Below are 16,988 nucleotides of genomic sequence, written 5' to 3'. Positions count from 1 at the left end.
GCCAGAGAGAGCGTTAGAACCGCCGCTTCTAACAGCAAACCTGGGCACGTCCCCTCACGAACACCGAGTAGCAAAACAACCCGGCCTCTAACAGACAAGCATTGCGTCTCCAGACTACTGAAACGGATGGTGCGGCCGTGCCCCCACAGTGGGTCTGGGAGACCCCCGATCGAGGGTCAATCGCGCCAAAGTTTATACTTGCATAAACCTGTATAGGTGTGATCCCATATACACATGTCGTTGAAAATCGCCCTCCTCGGGATCCTGGACCTCGCACCGATGACGGGATACGACCTCAAAAAGAGCATCGAGGCATCCGTCGCCCATTTCTGGTCCGCCGACCAATCCCAAATCTACCGCACGCTGGCGGCACTGGTCGCCGACGGTCTCGCCGACGTCGAGGTCATTCCGCAGGAGAGACGCCCCGACCGGCGCGAGCACCACATCACCTCGGCCGGCCGGGCGGCCCTGGGCGACTGGCTGCGGGCGCCGCTGGAACCCGAAACCTCGCACGACGCGTTCCTGATGCGGCTGTTCTTCGTCGGCACCCTGGGGGTGCCGGCTACCCGGGCACTGCTGCGGGCGCGGCGCGGCCAGGCCACCACGATGCTGGCCGCATTGCGTTCCGTCGCCGAGCAGGAGCAGGCCCACCGCGAGCCCGACGATCGTGCCCCGGACGACCTCGGACGCAGGCTGCGCTTCGCAACGCTGCGGAACGGAATCCTCCACGCCGAGGCGGAACTCGCGTGGCTGGTCGAGACGAAGGAGGCCTTCGGATGAGCCGTCCCCGCCAGCGCCTGGAATTCCGCTATCCCCTGCAGCACGGCGTTGACACCACGGGGACCGACACGATCATGTTCCTGCACGGCGGCAGCGTCGCGTCGTGGTCCTGGAGACCGCAGGTGGAGGGAATGCCCGACCGGCATCTGCTCACCCCCGACCTGCCCGGTTTCGGCGACCGGGCCGGAGAGGACTGGCTTTCCCTCGGTCAGACCGCCGACGATGTGGCCGGCATCATCGCCGCGCACGCGCGCGGCGGCCGGGCCCATCTGGTGGGGCTGTCCCTGGGCGGCCTAGTGGCCACGCACGTCATGGCCCGGCACCCGGGACTGCTGCACTCGTGCCTGGTGTCCGGCGTGCCGCTCACCGGGGTGCACGGCACGGCCCGGTTCCTGAGCACGATGCAACTGCGGCTCTGGGACCGCCCCTGGTACTGGCGGGCCCAGGCGAAGGCTTTCGGCCTGCCCGCCGACGCGGTCGACCTGTTCGTGGAACACGGTCTGAGCCTCCGAACCGACAACGCCCAGCGCGTCTTCGCCGAGGTGAACCGCGGCGGCGTCCCGGAGAGGCTGCAGGACTACCGCGGCCCCCTGCTGGCGGTGGCGGGCGAACGGGAGTCCCGCCTCGTCCGGGACAGCTTTCCTGCGCTGCTCGCCCATCTGCCGCAGACTCGCGCCTGGACCGCACCCGGCATGCACCATGTCTGGAGCATCGAGGATGTGGACCTGTTCACCCGGATGGTGCTCGGTTGGGTCGACGCGTCAGAGGTGCCGGGCGAGGAGAGCCGTTGAATCAAACCGGGTCAGTGTCGGCGTCGGCGTCGGCGTCGGCGTCGGCGTCGGCGTCGGCGTCGACCGTCGTCTCGGCCAGGGACTCCGGGCCGCTCGTGACCAGCAGGTGGAATTCTGCGGCGTCGAGGATCCGCAGGCCGAGCGCCTCCGCCTTGGCCAGCTTCGACCCCGCGCCCGGACCGGCGGCCACGAAGTCGGTATTCTTCGACACGCTCCCGGCGGATTTGCCCCCGGCGGAAATGATCGCCTCCTGCGCCTCTTCCCGGGTGTAGCCCTCGATCGATCCGGTGGCCACCACCGTGAGCCCGGCCAGCACTCCCCCGGCCGCCGCAGCGGCTCCAGGACCGGGGTGCTCCGATATGCGGAACTGAACGCCGGCCACCGTCCACTGCTCCACGATGCCCTGGTGCCAGTCCACCTCGAACCACGCGATGATGGCGTCGGCGATGATGCCGCCCACCCCGTCGACCTCGGCGAGCTCCTCGCGGGACGCGGCCCGGATCAGCTCGAGAGAACCGAAGTGGCCGGCCAGGGCGCGCGCCGCCACCGGCCCGACGTGACGGATGTTGAGGGCCACCAGAAGCCGCCACAGCGGCTTGGTCTTCGCCAGCTCGATCTCGCGCAGGAGCTTCTGCGCACTCGACGACGGCTGCGGTCCCTCGACGCCCTGCTTCTTCTCGGCGGCCGTGGGGTTGCGCCGGAACGGCGTGCGCAGCCGCACGGAGCCGTCATCCTCTTCCTTGGCCAGCCCGGTCTCGGCGTCCCGCACGATGACCTCGATCGGCAGCAGGTCGTCGAGGGTGAGGTCGAACAGGCCGGCCTCGGTGCACAGGGGCGGCTCCACCGGACGGATGGGCTGGGTGAGAGCGGCGGCGGCCACCTCGCCGAGCACCTCGATGTCGAGGGCGCCGCGGGAGCCGATGTGCTCGACCCGGCCGCGCACCTGAGCCGGGCAGCTGCGCGCGTTCGGGCAGCGGAGGTCGATGTCGCCCTCCTTGGCCGGGGCGAGCGGCGTTCCGCACTCCGGGCAGTTCACCGGCATGACGAAGGCTCGCTCGGTGCCGTCGCGCAGCTCGACCACCGGGCCGAGCACCTCGGGGATGACGTCGCCGGCCTTGCGCAGCACGACGATGTCGCCGATCAGGATGCCCTTGGCTTGGACCACGTCCTGGTTGTGCAGGGTGGCCTGGCGCACCTCGGAACCGGCGACCCGCACCTTCTTCATGACGGCGAACGGCGTGGCCCGGCCGGTCCGGCCGACGCTGACGACGATGTCGAGCAGCCTGGTGTTGACCTGCTCGGGCGGGTACTTGTAGGCGATCGCCCAGCGCGGCGCCCGGCTGGTGGCACCGAGTTCGGCGTGCAGGGCCAGCTCGTCGACCTTGATCACGATGCCGTCGATCTCGTGGTCGACGCTGGCGCGGTGCTCGCCGTAGTACGCGACGAAGTCCGCCGCGAGAGCCGCGGAGGGTTCTACCCGGTAGTAGCTGCTGGTAGGCAGACCCCAGTCCTGCAACAGCTCGTAGACCCCGGATTGGGACGCGACCGGCGGGGTGGCCCACGCGCCGATGCCGTGCACCAGCATCCGGAGCCGGCCGAGCCTGGCCCGCATCAGGCGCAGCGGTTCCGCGGCCTTACCCTCGGCCTTCTGGCGCAGGGAGCCGGCCGCCGCGTTGCGCGGATTCGCGAAGACGCGTTCGCCGGCGGCGACCTGCTGCGCGTTGAGCTCGAGGAATTCGGCGACCGGGAAGAACACCTCACCGCGCACCTCCATCAGGGCCGGATGCCCGGTGCCCAGCAGTTTTCTCGGAATGCCGGGCACCAAGGCGACGTTCTCACTGACGTCCTCGCCGACCACCCCGTCGCCGCGGGTGGCGGCGCCGACCAGCACCCCCTGCTCGTAGCGCAGGTTGATCGCGAGTCCGTCGATTTTGAGCTCGCAGAGGTAGTGCACGGGTCGCCCGGCGTCCCGTTCGACCTTCGCGGCCCAGAGGCCGAATTCGTCGAGCGAGAAGACGTTGTCGAGGCTGAGCATGCGTTCGGCATGCTGCACCGGATCGAACAGGCTGGTCTCGGCGCGGCCGCCCACGGTCTGGGTGGGGCTGTCCTGACTGGCCAGCTCGGGGAATTCCCGCTCGAGCTCGGCGAGGCGGTGCACCAACGCATCGTACTCCGCGTCGGTGATGACGGCCTCGTTGCGGTCGTAGTACGCGTCCCGGGCTTCCAGGATGCGCTGGGTCAGGTCGGAGACCTCGGCCGCGGCGACGTGCAGGGGCACGTCTGCCGCCGGGTCGGGCGCCGGGCTATGCATCGACGGCGACCGCACTGACGGCACTAACCGTGCGATCGATGGTGCACTGCCCGAGCACGCGGGTGCCGAGGTAGACGACGGCGGTCTGCCCGGGCGCGACGCCGGTGAGCGGCTCGGCCGGGATGATCACGAGCTCGGTGGTGGCGCCGCTCCCGCGGCTCGCGCTGGTCTCGGCGGACGAGCCGGCCTTGAACGGAACGACCTGGGCCACGGCGGGAACCGGGTCGGCGTGGGCGCGGATCTGCACGTCGCAGTCGAAGGCGATCTCCGGGTGTGCGGGGGCCACGCCGCACCAGGTGAACTTCGTGCCGGCGATCTTCTTGATCGCGAGCGCCTCTTTCGGCCCGACGACGACGGTGTTGGAGATCGGGCGCACCTCGAGCACGAACCGGGGCTTGCCGTCGGCGGCCGGGGTGCCGATCTGCAGCCCCTTGCGCTGCCCGACGGTGAACGCGGCCGCCCCGTCGTGCGTGCCGAGGGTATTGCCGTCCCGGTCGAGGATGTCCCCGGTCGCCGGCGGCACGCGCTCGGCCAGCCAGCCTCGGGTGTCACCGTCGGGGATGAAGCAGATGTCGTAGGAGTCGGGCTTGTTCGCCACCGAGAAACCGCGCGCCGCGGCCTCCGCTCGCACCTCGGCCTTGGACGGCGTCGCGCCGAGCGGGAACATCGAGTGCGCCAGTTGGTCCTGGGTGAGCACGCCGAGCACATAGGACTGATCCTTGGCCCAGGCGCTGGCGCGGTGCAGCTCGCGGTTGCCGTCGGCATCCGTCACGATCGTGGCGTAGTGACCGGTGGCGACGGCGTCGAAGCCCAAGTCGAGGGCCTTTTCGAGCAGGGCGGCGAACTTGATGCGCTCGTTGCAGCGCATGCAGGGGTTCGGGGTGCGGCCAGCGGCGTATTCGGCGATGAAGTCGTCGACCACGTCGAGCTTGAACCGCTCGGAGAAGTCCCAGACGTAGTACGGGATGCCGATGATGTTGGCCGCCCGCTGGGCATCCATCGAGTCCTCGACCGTGCAGCAGCCGCGGCTGCCGGTGCGCAGGGTTCCGGGCATCCGGCTGAGGGCCAGGTGCACCCCGACCACCTCGTGTCCCGCCTCGACCATGCGGGCTGCGGCGACGGCGGAGTCCACCCCACCGCTCATTGCTGCCAAAACCTTCACTTGACGAGTGTAATCGGGTGAGCGCCCCCGCGCAGCCCTCGCGCAGCGGCGCAGCTCCCGCGCAACGAAACGATGGGCCGGGACGAGCGACGACAGACGCCCGCGGCACCAGCCTCGGGCCAGGGCCAGTGTCAGGGGATATCGGTCAGGGGTTATCGGTCAGGGGATATCGGTCAGGGTTCGCTCGATCGAGGCGAGGCGAAGCTCCAGCAGGGCGAGCCGGTCGAGCACGGCCTGGTTGCTCGCGGTGCTCTGCTCGACGAGGCCGCGCAGGTCCGCCGCTCCGGCGAACTCCGCCTGCTTCTCGCGCGACCGCAGCACGGCCGCCACGATGCTCGATGTGACGCCGGCGATGATGCCGACAATGGCGATCCAGGCGAACCAGGGAATGTTGTCCATCAGTGTGTGCTTTCTGTGTCGGCTGCGACCGCCGCAACGATGCGTGCGACGTTGGTGGTGACCTCGAACGAAACGACCTCGAAAAATTTCAGGGCCTTGCCGTCGTCGGAGAGTTCGAGGTGCCCGGTCACGTAACCGGCCGATTCGAGTCGTTGCAGGTGCATGTACAGCAGGGCCCGGGACATCCCCAGCCGGCGGGCGAGCTCACTCACATGGAGGGACTCCTCCGCCAGCAGGGCGATGATGCGGAAACGGTGCGGGTTGGCGAGGGCGGACAGCCGGGCGATCTCCTCGTCGAGCGTCATCGTGCCCACGCTCCCCTCGACATCCATCCACCTGCAATAAATACCTTACACGTGTAGGCCCAAGCCGTCCAGCACCGCCACGTCAGCCGCGCGGCAGCTACGCCGCTGCGCTCGTGGCGTGCTAGGCGCGCAGCGGCGCAGCACCCGCGCCGCGGGTGAGGAGCGACGACGTGCAGCAGAGCACGGATGCCGCGGCGCGGCTCAGCGGCCCGGCATCCGGTCGGCCAGGCCGGCCCGGGCCGCCCGGGCGTGGGCGGCCGGGAGGGCGGCGATCAGAGCGTCGACGTCGGCCTCGGTGTTGGTGCGGCCGAGGGTGATCCGCAGGGCGCCGCGCGCCTCCACTTCGCTGCGGCCCATGGCGCGCAGCACGTGGGAGGGCTCGGCCACGCCCGCCTGGCAGGCGGACCCCGTGGACACCGAGATGCCCGCCACGTCGAGCAGGAACAGGAGCGAGTCACCCTCGCAGCCCGGGAAGCTGAAATGCGCGGTGCCCGGCAGATGGTTTTGCGGGTCCGGGTCGCCGTTCACCACGACGGAGGGCACGGCCGCGGAGACGCCGACGACGAGGCGCTCGCGCAGCGCGGAGATCCGCGCGTTCTCCGCCGGAAGGTCGTGCAGGGCGTTTGCCGCGACCGCGAACGCGACGGCCGCCGCGACGTCCTGAGTGCCGCTGCGTACCTGACGCTGCTGCCCGCCGCCGTGCAGCAGCGGCTCGACCGTGGCCCGACGCGAGAGGGCGAGCGCCCCGATCCCCACCGGGCCGCCAATCTTGTGTGCCGAGACACTGAGCGCGGCCACGCCGGCCTGACTGAGGGCGTGGAAATCGATCGGAACGTGGCCGTACGCCGCCACCGCGTCGACGTGCACCGGGATGCCGTGCGCCGCGGCGAGCGCGGCCACCTCGGCGACCGGCTGCAGGGTTCCGACCTCGTTGTTGGCGCTGAGACAGGTGACCAGGGCGATGTCGTCGGGGTTCGCGGCGATGGATTGGGCAACCGCTGCCAGATCGATCCGGCCGACGGCGTCCAGCGGCAGCCACTCGACCACGGCTCCCTCGTGCCGATCGAGCCACTCGACCGTGTCCATGGTGGCGTGGTGCTCACCTCCGGGAACGAGGATGCGGGTGCGCGGCTGCCTGGCCCAGAACAGCCCCTTGATGCCGAGGTTGATCGCCTCGGTGCCGCCGCCGGTGAAGACTACCTCGATCGGGTCGCAGCCGAGGCTGGCGGCGACCTGCTCGCGGGCCTCCTCGAGCATCCGTTTTGCGTTCTGACCCTGGCTGTGAACGGATGCGGGATTGCCCACCACCCCCGTCGCCCGAACGTAGGCGTCAATGGCTTCGGGCAGCATGGGGGTGGTTGCCGCATGGTCCAGATAGATCGCCATCTCGCTCCTTTCGCGCTCGCTCGAGTTTCGCCAGGTCCCACCGGCGGGTCTCCTGGTGGTAAAACACGGCTTCTGTACTCATTACTCTAGAACGCATGACCCCGCCTGATCCCCTGCGCAGCCTCGGCGTGCGAGTCACGACCCACGGCGGCGAACTCCGCGTGTGGTCGGAGACCGCCGACGCCATCGACCTGTGCATCTTCGACGCCACCGACCCCCACTGGATCATCAAGACCGTGCCCATGGTCAAGGATGAGCACGGCGTCTGGTCCGGACACTCCCGAACCCTCTCCCCCGGACGCCGCTACGGCATCCGCGTCTCTGGTCCCACCGCCCCCCGCAACTCCTTCCACCCCGAGAAGACACTGATCGAACCCTATTCCCGGGGACTCGTGCGGGTCGGCCCCGACCAGTGGCAGTCTTCCGTAGTCGACGGCGATTTCGACTGGGCCGGTTCGGTCAAACCGAGGATCGCCCTGGACCACACCGTGGTCTACGAGGCCCACGTTCGCGGCCTCACCAACCTCAGCCCCTCGGTGCCGGCGAACCTCCGCGGCACCTATGCGGGCCTTGCCCACGAGTCGACCATCGGCTACCTGAAGAACCTCGGCGTGACCAGCGTCGAACTGCTGCCGGTGCAGGCGTTCGTGTCCGAGCAGCGCCTGATCAAGCAGGGTCTGAGCAATTATTGGGGTTACAACACCTTCAACTTCTTTTCACCGCACGCCGACTACGCCACCCAGAAGTCCCAGGCCGCCGGTCCCGAAGCGGTGCTCCGGGAATTCAAGGGCATGGTCAAGCTCCTGCACGAGGCCGGCCTCGAGGTCATCCTCGACGTGGTCTACAACCACACCGCCGAGGAGGGCCCGAACGGCCCCGTCAGCAGCCTCCGCGGCATCGACAATGCCGCCTACTACCGGCAGAACAGCGCCGGCGGATACATCGACGTCACGGGTTGCGGCAACACCCTGAACGTCTCCCACGACGTTCCCCGCCGACTCGTGCTCGACTCGCTGCGCTACTGGGCGAACGAGGTGCAGATCGACGGTTTCCGCTTCGACCTGTCGGCCACGCTCGCCCGGGACGAGAACGTCGACTTCCAGGCGGACAGCCCGCTGCTCGCCTCGATCACGGCCGACCCGGAACTCTCGACGGTCAAGCTGATCGCCGAGCCCTGGGACATCGGGATGGGCGGCTGGCAGACCGGCAATTTCCCGGACGGCTGGACCGAGTGGAACGACCGCTACCGCGACCGCATGCGTTCGTTCTGGCTGACCGACCTGGCGGCCGCCCGCGACGGGCACGCCGGGAGCGGGATCGGGCGCTTTGCGACCCGCCTCGCAGGTTCCGCGAACACCTTCTCCCGGGAGCGCGGCCCGCTCGCCTCGCTCAACTTCATCACGGCCCACGACGGTTTCACGATGGCCGATTTGACCTCGTACAACGTCAAGCACAACGTTGGCAACGGGGAGTCGAACCGCGACGGCACCGACTCCAACAACTCGTTCAATCACGGCGCGGAGGGTCCGACCCGGGACCGGGACATCCTGACCGCCCGGCGCAAGGCCATGCGCAACCTGCTCGCGACCCTGCTGCTGTCGGCCGGCGTGCCGATGATCACCGCGGGCGACGAATTCGGTCGCAGCCAGCGCGGCAACAACAACGCCTACTGCCACGACAGTGAGCTCACCTGGTTGAACTGGGACCTCGACGACTGGCAGGAGGACCTGCACCGGGTGACCCGGCGCCTGCTCCAGCTGCGCCGCGAAAACCCGGCGCTGCGCCCGGTACGGTTCGGACGCCCCGGTGAGACGACCCTCAGCGCCAGCGAAATGAACTGGTACAACGCGGAGGGCCGGTCCATGTCCGAGGACGACTGGCACTCGTCCGATGAGCGCACTCTGCAGTACCTGGCGGCGAGCACCCCGGAGCACGAGGATTTCAACCGTATCCTGCTGATCGTGCAGGGCCGTGAGGAGGAGGTGACGGTGACACTGCCCCTGCACACGGGCGTCACCTCGTACTCGCTGCTCTGGGATTCCAGCCACGACGACCTGAGCGACGCCGTCATCGAGCACGCCCCCGGCGACCAGTTCCTCGTTCCGGCCGCCTCGATGCAGCTGCTCCGGGCGCACTGAGCGTGGGCAAAGGGACCATGGGAAACCGGACCGGGGGCCGCTGACCGTGGCCAAACGGGTGGAGGGAAGCGCCGGTACTCCGGCGACGGTGGCGCTGGTGCGCGCCGGCATCCCGTTCACCCCGCACGCCTACCCGCACGAGGCGTCGTCGACGAGTTTCGGCCTGGAAGCGGCGGAGAAACTCGACGTCGCCGCCGGTCGGGTGTTCAAGACCCTGCTGACGGATGTCGACGGCCGGCTGGTCGTCGGCGTCGTGCCGGTCACCGGCCAGCTCGACCTCAAGGCTTTGGCCACCGCCGTGGGTGCAAAGAGGGCCGTGATGGCAGACCCGTCGCTCGCCGAGCGCAAGACCGGCTACGTGGTGGGCGGTATCAGCCCGATCGGCCAGAAGAGCCGGCTCACGACCGTGGTCGACGAGAGCGCCCTGACGTTTGACACCGTCTTCGTCTCCGGCGGGCGCCGCGGTTTTGACATCGAGCTGACGCCGGCCGATCTGGCCCGGGCCGCCTCCGCGGTCTTCGCGGCGATCGCGCGCCCGTAACCGCACGAAAAAACACCTCCGTCGGAACGAAGGTGCTTTTTCGTGAGGCCGGTCAGCGCTAGCCGGCGACGGCGATCAGACCCATCTCGGCGGGGCTCACCAGAAGCTCGTTGTGCGGCACGACCCGCACCGTGTAGCCGAATGCGCCACCACGGTCGAGTTCTATCGTGCCGGTGAAGAGCGTCGGCGTACTGGCATCCGTCGCACCGGTCCCCAACGGTTCCGTATTGAGCGGCAGGGTGTTGACGTCACTCAGGTCGTCATTGGTGAGGCTCTTGCCGTAGACGACCTCGACGGTGACGTCCTCGGGCGCAAGACCGTTCAGCTGCACGTGTGCGCGGAGGTGCAGTTCGTCGCCGACCTGCGGCACCGGGGCGACGCCGCCGGATTCGACGTGGGTCACGGCGACGCCGGGCCAGGCCGAGACGATCCGCCCCTTCCAGGCGGCCAATTCCCGGGCGGCCCGGTAGTTGTTCTCGGACAGGCGGGCCTCGGCCGTGCCGGCAGGCCGGTACAGCTCCTGCACGTACTGGCGCACCATCCGACCGGCGTTGAGTTCCGGTGAGAGCTTCGCGAGCGTCTGCCGAATCGAGGAGACCCAGCGTTCGGGCACTCCGTCGGCGTTGCGGTCGTAGAACTTCGGTGCGACCTGGTGCTCGATCAGCTCGTACAGCGCGTCCGCCTCGAGCCGGTCACGTTCGGCCGCGTCACCGGCGGCGTCTGCGGTGGGGATCGCCCAACCGTTGTTGCCGTCGTAGTATTCCGGCCACCAGCCGTCGAGGATCGACAGGTTGAGGGCGCCGTTGAGGGCCGCCTTCATGCCGGACGTGCCGCACGCCTCGAGCGGGCGCAGCGGATTGTTGAGCCAGACATCCGTGCCTGGGTACATCAGCTGGGCCATACCGATGTTGTAGTCGGGCAGGAACGCGATCTTGGTGCGCAGCGCCGGGTCGGCCGCGAACTGCACGATCCTCTGGATCAGGCGCTTGCCCTCCTCGTCGGCCGGATGCGATTTGCCTGCGATTACGATTTGGATCGGGTGTTCGGAGTGCAGCAGCAGCGCGCGCAACCGCTCGGGGTCGTGCAGCATCAGGGTCAGACGTTTGTAGGTCGGCACGCGGCGGGCGAACCCGATCGTGAGAACGTTCGGGTCGAAGACCCGCCCGATCCAGGACGGCACGATGCCGCCCGGGTTCTGGCCCTCCCAGGCCGCGGCGATCCGTCGGCGGGCGTCCTCGACGAACTGCAGGCGCATCTGGCCGCGCACCTGCCACAGGTCCGTGTCGGACACGGCGGGCGACGCCCAATCGGCGTCGGACGTGTCGCTGGTGCCCAGACGGCTCTGCGCGAGCGCGAGAAGGGCCGGGTCGGTCCAGGTGGGGGCGTGCACACCGTTCGTGATCGAGGCGATCGGCACGTCGTCGGCGTCGAAACCTGGCCATAGACCCTTGAACATCACCCGGCTGACCTCGCCGTGCAGCTTCGAAACGCCGTTGGCGCGCTGCCCCAGTCGCAGGCCCATCAGGGCCATGTTGAAGACGTCCGGATTGCCATCCTGAAAGTTCTCCGCGCCGAGGGCGAGGAGGTCGTCGACGGCGACGCCCGGAAGCAGGTCGGTCTCGAAGTAGCGCCGCACCAGGCTGCGCTCGAACCGGTCGATGCCGGCGGCGACCGGCGTGTGGGTCGTAAACACCGTTCCGGCCCGGGCCACCTGCAGCGCCTCCGAAAAACTGAGCCCCTCGCCGATCAGGCTGGAGATGCGCTCGAGGCCGAGGAAACCGGCGTGACCCTCGTTGGTGTGGAACACCTCAGGGTCGGCCTGGCCGTTGAGGCTGCTCCACTTCTTCACGGCGCGGGCGCCGCCGATGCCGAGCAGCAGCTCCTGCAGCAGACGGTGTTCGCCGCCGCCGCCGTACAGGCGGTCGGTGACCAGTCGCAGGTCGTCGGTGTTCTCGGGGATGTCGGTGTCGAGCATCAAGAGCCGGATGCGACCGACCATCGCCTGCCAGACCCGCGCGTGCAGGGTCCGGTCGTCGGGAAGTGCGAGGGAGACCTGCACGGGCGAGCCGTCGGCCCGGCGCAGCACCGACAGCGGCAGGCCGTCGGGGTCGAGCAGCGGGTAGCTCTCCAGCTGCCAGCCGTCGGGTGAGATGGCCTGGCTGAAGTACCCGGCACGGTAGAACAGGCCAACACCGACCAGCGGCACGCCAAGGTCCGAGGCGCTCTTCAGGTGGTCGCCGGCGAGGATGCCGAGGCCGCCCGAGTACTGCGGCAACGCGGCGGCGATGCCGAACTCCGGGGAGAAATAGGCGATGGATGCCGGCTTGTCGCCCTCGAGCCCCTGGTACCAGCGGGGCTTCTCGAGGTACTCGCGCAGTTCGTCGCGGGTGGCGTTCGCCCACGCCACGTAGTCGTTGTCCTGGGCGAGGGCTTCGAGGCGGGCCGTGTCGACGGCCCCCAGCAACGCGACCGGGTCGGTACCGCTCTCACGCCACAATTCGGGGGCGATGTGCTCGAACAACTGGCGGGTCGGCTCATGCCAGGACCAGCGCAGGTTGCCGGCAAGCTCGTCGAGCGCGGCGAGCGACTCGGGCAGCACGGTTCGGACGGTAAATTTGCGGATCGCTTTCACATCCTCAGCCTAGGCGCGTGGCGTGTCCGGCGGGTGAATAGAGGCAGCATTACACCCCCAATCCGCGCTACGGTCAGTAGGTGGCTAAGACAGTAAAACGCACAGGCGCGGCTCCTGAAATCCTCGGCGCGGTTCAGGAAGTCCAGACGACAGACCCGGCAGAACCCCGGATCGGCCGTATCCCGATCCTCGATCTGTCCCCTCAGTTGAACGACGACCTCTGGCCCGCGAAGGCGTTCGTGGGCGAAGCGGTTCCGTTCGCCGCGACCGCATTCAGGGAGGGACACGACCTCATCGGCGTCATGCTGCTGCTGACCGCTCCCGATGGAACCGAGTCGCAGCATCCGATGTCCCTGAACTCCCCCGGCACCGACCGCTGGGAGACGCTCGTCACCCTCGGAACCCAGGGCCGCTGGACCTACCGCGTGCGCGCCTACGCCGACGACTGGGCCACCTGGCTGCACAACGCCTCGCTGAAGATCCCCGCCGAGGTCGATGTGGAACTCATGTTCCTGATCGGCTCTGAGCTGCTCATCCGAGAGAGCGCCGTCAAGACCCGCCCTCTGAACGAGCGGCGCACGTTCACCGCGGCCGCGAAGTCCCTCGTCGACCCGGCCAAGTCCGTCGCCGCCCGCTTCGATGTACTCAGCAGCCCGAAGCTGGCTGCCGCGGCCGCCGTGCGCCCGATGGCCGGCCTCGAATCGGTCTCGGAATCCCGGACCGTGCTGGTCGAACGCACCCGGGCCGGCGTCGGCTCCTGGTACGAGTTCTTCCCTCGGTCGGAGGGCGCCGTGAAGCGCGCCGACGGCTCCTGGCAGAGCGGCACCTTCCGCACCGCAGCCGACCGGCTTCCGGCCGTCGCCGCGATGGGCTTCAACGTTCTCTACCTGCCGCCGATCCACCCGATCGGCCTGGCTTTCCGCAAGGGACCCAACAACACGCTCAACGCCGGACCGAACGACCCCGGCTCGCCCTGGGCGATCGGGTCGGCGGACGGCGGCCACGACGCCATCCACCCGGACCTCGGCACCGTCGCCGACTTCCAGTTCTTTCTTGCGGTCGCTCGCGAGAACGGCCTCGAGGTCGCGCTCGACCTGGCCCTGCAGGCGTCGCCCGACCACCCCTGGGTCACCGAGCACCCGGAGTGGTTCACCACGCTGCCCGACGGGTCCATCGCCTACGCCGAGAACCCGCCGAAGAAGTATCAGGACATCTACCCGGTCAACTTCGACAACGACCCTCTGGGTATCCGCGCCGAGGTGCTGCGGATCGTGCGGTACTGGATCGGAGTGGGCGTCAATATCTTCCGGGTCGACAACCCGCACACGAAGCCGCTCGATTTCTGGGAGTGGCTGATTTTCGAGATCAACGCCGAATTCCCGGATGTCTTCTTCCTCGCCGAGGCCTTCACCCGGCCAGCCCTGCTGCAGAGCCTGGGCAAGGTGGGGTTCCAGCAGTCGTACACCTACTTCACCTGGCGCAACACGAAGCAGGAACTTGCGGAATTCTTCGATGGCCTCGCCCACGAGACCGCCGACTTCCTGCGGCCGAACCTGTTCGTGAACACGCCCGACATCCTCTCCGAGTATCTGCAGTTCGGCGGCCCGGCGGCGTTCAAGATCCGGGCGGCCCTCGCGGCCACCGCGGCGCCGACCTGGGGCGTGTACACGGGCTTCGACCTGTTTGAGTGCGTGGCCCGGCCCGGCGCCGAGGAGAACATCGACAACGAGAAGTACCAGTACCGGCCGCGTGACTTCGCGGGGGCCGAAGCGGCCGGCGCGTCCCTGGCGCCCTACCTCACCCTCCTCAACCGCATCCGCGCCGAGCACCCGGCCCTCGGGCAGCTGCGCAACCTCGATCTCCACGAGAGCGAAGACGAGGGGATCCTCGTCTACAGCAAATTCCTCGACGCGCCGTTCACGGGCAGCGGGCACTCGGACGCGTTGATCATCGTCGCCAACGTCGACCCCCACTCCGTGCGCCAAACCGTCGTGCACCTCGACGTCGCCCGGTTCGGTCTGCCGTACGGCTCCGTGTTCGAGGTCGAGGACCTGATCACCGGTGCCATCTGGACCTGGTCGGCCGACAACTTCGTGCGCCTCGACGCATTCACCGAACCGGTGCACATCCTGCACGTGAAAGGACCAGCTCAATGAAGCACGCACAGGGAGGTCCGGCGGCCAAAAAGGCCGCAGACAAGACAACCGCTGACAAGAAGACCCTGGACAAGACGGGCGCCGCCCAGCCTCAGGGAACCGTGAAGGCGAGCGTGCCGAAGCCTGCCGGAGCGCTGCACTCCCCCGCGCCGTTCGAGCTGCCGGTGATCGCCGACCACGTCCTCCAGGCCGTCTCCACCGGCAGCTACTACAACCCGCACGAGGTCCTCGGCCAGCACCTGATCGAGCAGGCCGGTATCGCGGACCCGCTCACCGTCATCCGTGCCCTCCGCCCGCTCGCGACCGAGGTCTTCGCCGTGCTGCCCACGGGCGCGCATGTGGAGCTGGCTCACCTGGGCCACGGTATCTGGCAGGGCGTGAGCACTCTCGGCCTTCAGGACTACCTGCTGGAGGCCCGCTACAGCGACGCCCCCGCCTGGATCGTCGACGACCCCTATCGCTACCTGCCCACCCTCGGCGAGCTCGACCTGCACCTTCTCGGCGAGGGTCGACACGAACGCCTGTGGGATGTTCTCGGCGCCCACTACCGGCCGAACGCGGGCCCGCTCGGCACCACGTCTGGCACATCCTTCGCCGTGTGGGCCCCGCATGCCCGGGCCGTCCGCGTGATCGGCGACTTCAACGCCTGGACCGGCACGCTGCACGCCATGCGCAACATGGGCAGCACCGGGGTCTGGGAGTTGTTTGTGCCTGGGCTGACCGCCGGCTCCAACTACAAGTTCGAGCTGATGACCCGCTCGGGCGACTGGGTGCGTAAGGCCGACCCGATGGCCCGCTACACCGAGATCCCGCCCAAGACGGCCTCCATCATCGGTGAGACCAGCTACGAGTGGGCGGATGCCCGCTGGCTCACCGACCGTTCGGCCACCGACCCCCACAACCGGGCCATGAGCATCTACGAGATGCACGTCGGGTCGTGGCGTCCGGGGCTGAGCTACCGCGACCTCGCCGACCAGCTGATCGACTATCTGAACGAACTGGCGTTCACGCACGTGGAGTTCATGCCGCTCACCGAGCATCCGTTCGGCGGCTCGTGGGGCTACCAGGTCACCGGCTACTACGCGCCGACGAGCCGGTTCGGCCACCCCGATGACCTGCGCTACCTGATCGACCGGCTGCACCGGGCCGGCATCGGCGTCTTGATGGACTGGGTGCCCGGGCACTTCCCGAAGGACGACTTTGCGCTGGCCCGCTTCGACGGCGAAGCGCTGTACGAGCATCCCGACCCTCGCCGCGGCGAGCAGATGGACTGGGGCACCTACGTCTTCGACTTCGGCCAGAAGCAGGTTCGCAACTTTCTGGTCGCGAACGCCCTCTACTGGCTCGAGGAGTTCCACATCGACGGGCTGCGGGTCGACGCCGTGGCCTCGATGCTCTACCTGGACTACTCCCGCGAGGACGGTCAGTGGGAGCCGAACATCCACGGCGGCAACGAGAACCTCGAGGCGATCAGCCTGTTGCAGGAGATCACGGCCACCGCCTACAAGCGCAATCCCGGAGCGGTCATGATCGCCGAGGAGTCCACCAACTGGGGTGGGGTCACGGCGCAGACCAGTGCCGGTGGTCTCGGGTTCGGTTTCAAATGGAACATGGGCTGGATGCACGACACGCTGGAGTACATGCAGGTCGACCCGATGTACCGGGCGCACCACCACAACCAGATCACGTTCTCATTCGTCTACGCGTTCAGCGAGAATTTCCTGTTGCCGATCAGCCACGACGAGGTCGTGCACGGCAAGGGCTCGCTGGTCGCGAAGATGCCCGGTGACTCCTGGCAGCAGCTCGCCAACGTGCGCGCCTACCTCGCCTTCATGTGGGCGCACCCCGGCAAGCAACTTCTGTTCATGGGCCAGGAATTCGGGCAGCGCTCCGAGTGGAGCGAAGAGCGCGGCCTGGACTGGTGGACCCTCGACCAGCCGGCTCACCGCGGCCTGTTCACGCTTGTCGGTCAACTGAACCGGGTGTACCGGTCGAACCCGAGCCTCTGGGCTAAGGACAACGACCCGGGCGGCTTCGAGCTGCTCGAGGGCGGCCCGGCCGCCCAGAACGTGGTCTCGTTCCTGCGCTGGGACGCCGACGGCAACCCCATTGCCTGCCTGTTCAACTTCTCCGGGGCGCCGCACAACGGTTACCAGGTCGGCCTGCCGTTCGCCGGGGTGTGGGAGGAGATTCTGAACACGGATGCCGCGGACTTCGGCGGCTCCGGGGTCGGAAACCTGGGTGCCGTGACCGCGCTCGACGTGCCGTGGGCCGGACGCCCGGCATCCGCCGTGGTGACCCTGCCCCCGCTGGCCGGTCTCTGGTTGCGCCTGCAACGCTGACCCGCTTCGTTCCAGTTCGCGAGAGCGCGGAAATGGCCCCGTCGG

12 protein-coding genes are annotated in these 16,988 nt (G+C 68.6%); 6 read left to right on the top strand and 6 right to left on the bottom strand.

The window, feature by feature from the left end; translation table 11 throughout:
- Positions 1 to 234: 234 nt before the first annotated feature.
- Positions 235 to 780, top strand: coding sequence for a PadR family transcriptional regulator (locus CXY81_RS13895; protein ID WP_104169889.1), 546 nt, complete (start codon positions 235 to 237; stop codon positions 778 to 780).
- Positions 777 to 1,571, top strand: coding sequence for an alpha/beta fold hydrolase (locus tag CXY81_RS13890; RefSeq protein ID WP_104195185.1), 795 nt, complete (start codon positions 777 to 779; stop codon positions 1,569 to 1,571). The genes CXY81_RS13895 and CXY81_RS13890 overlap by 4 nt, the downstream gene beginning before the upstream one ends.
- A 1-nt stretch (position 1,572) precedes the next feature.
- Here the strand turns inward: CXY81_RS13890 and ligA are convergent, their stop codons facing one another.
- The 5 genes from ligA to CXY81_RS13865 form a co-directional block, all read right to left on the bottom strand.
- Positions 1,573 to 3,882 carry an NAD-dependent DNA ligase LigA gene (gene ligA / locus CXY81_RS13885; protein WP_104195257.1) on the bottom strand — a complete coding sequence of 770 codons (2,310 nt, stop codon included), beginning with the start codon at positions 3,880 to 3,882 and terminating at the stop codon, positions 1,573 to 1,575.
- Positions 3,875 to 5,044 carry a tRNA 2-thiouridine(34) synthase MnmA gene (mnmA, locus tag CXY81_RS13880; protein WP_134543465.1) on the bottom strand — a complete coding sequence of 390 codons (1,170 nt, stop codon included), beginning with the start codon at positions 5,042 to 5,044 and terminating at the stop codon, positions 3,875 to 3,877. The genes ligA and mnmA overlap by 8 nt, the downstream gene beginning before the upstream one ends.
- 159 nt (positions 5,045 to 5,203) lie before the next feature.
- A complete protein-coding gene (locus CXY81_RS13875; RefSeq protein WP_104169885.1) occupies positions 5,204 to 5,443 on the bottom strand; it encodes a hypothetical protein in 240 nt (79 codons plus the stop codon).
- Complete coding sequence (locus CXY81_RS13870) at positions 5,443 to 5,775, bottom strand: winged helix-turn-helix domain-containing protein (protein WP_233191536.1); 333 nt, start codon at positions 5,773 to 5,775, stop codon at positions 5,443 to 5,445. The genes CXY81_RS13875 and CXY81_RS13870 overlap by 1 nt, the downstream gene beginning before the upstream one ends.
- A gap of 174 nt (positions 5,776 to 5,949) precedes the next feature.
- Complete coding sequence (locus tag CXY81_RS13865) at positions 5,950 to 7,134, bottom strand: cysteine desulfurase family protein (RefSeq protein ID WP_104195183.1); 1,185 nt, start codon at positions 7,132 to 7,134, stop codon at positions 5,950 to 5,952.
- 95 nt (positions 7,135 to 7,229) lie between these two features.
- Here CXY81_RS13865 and glgX point away from each other — a divergent pair, with 95 nt between their 5' ends.
- Positions 7,230 to 9,272: a glycogen debranching protein GlgX gene (glgX, locus tag CXY81_RS13860; protein WP_104169883.1), complete on the top strand. Its 2,043-nt coding sequence runs from the start codon at positions 7,230 to 7,232 to the stop codon at positions 9,270 to 9,272.
- Between the two features lie 46 nt (positions 9,273 to 9,318).
- Positions 9,319 to 9,813, top strand: coding sequence for a Cys-tRNA(Pro) deacylase (gene ybaK / locus CXY81_RS13855; RefSeq protein ID WP_198411422.1), 495 nt, complete (start codon positions 9,319 to 9,321; stop codon positions 9,811 to 9,813).
- Positions 9,814 to 9,871: 58 nt separating this feature from the next.
- On the opposite strand, the gene glgP is transcribed toward ybaK, so the two are convergent.
- Positions 9,872 to 12,445: an alpha-glucan family phosphorylase gene (glgP, locus tag CXY81_RS13850; RefSeq protein WP_104195182.1), complete on the bottom strand. Its 2,574-nt coding sequence runs from the start codon at positions 12,443 to 12,445 to the stop codon at positions 9,872 to 9,874.
- Between the two features lie 80 nt (positions 12,446 to 12,525).
- On the opposite strand from glgP, the gene CXY81_RS13845 reads away from it, so the two are divergent.
- Positions 12,526 to 14,601: a maltotransferase domain-containing protein gene (locus CXY81_RS13845; RefSeq protein WP_199183065.1), complete on the top strand. Its 2,076-nt coding sequence runs from the start codon at positions 12,526 to 12,528 to the stop codon at positions 14,599 to 14,601.
- Entirely contained in the window at positions 14,598 to 16,943 is a 2,346-nt protein-coding gene (gene glgB / locus CXY81_RS13840; protein WP_104195181.1) for a 1,4-alpha-glucan branching protein GlgB, read from the top strand. Before CXY81_RS13845 ends, glgB begins: the two co-directional genes overlap by 4 nt.
- Positions 16,944 to 16,988 lie beyond the last annotated feature (45 nt).

The organism is Cryobacterium sp. M25 (genome assembly GCF_002929635.1).
Classification (GTDB): domain Bacteria; phylum Actinomycetota; class Actinomycetes; order Actinomycetales; family Microbacteriaceae; genus Cryobacterium; species Cryobacterium sandaracinum.
This window is presented reverse-complemented; position numbering and strand designations above follow the sequence as displayed.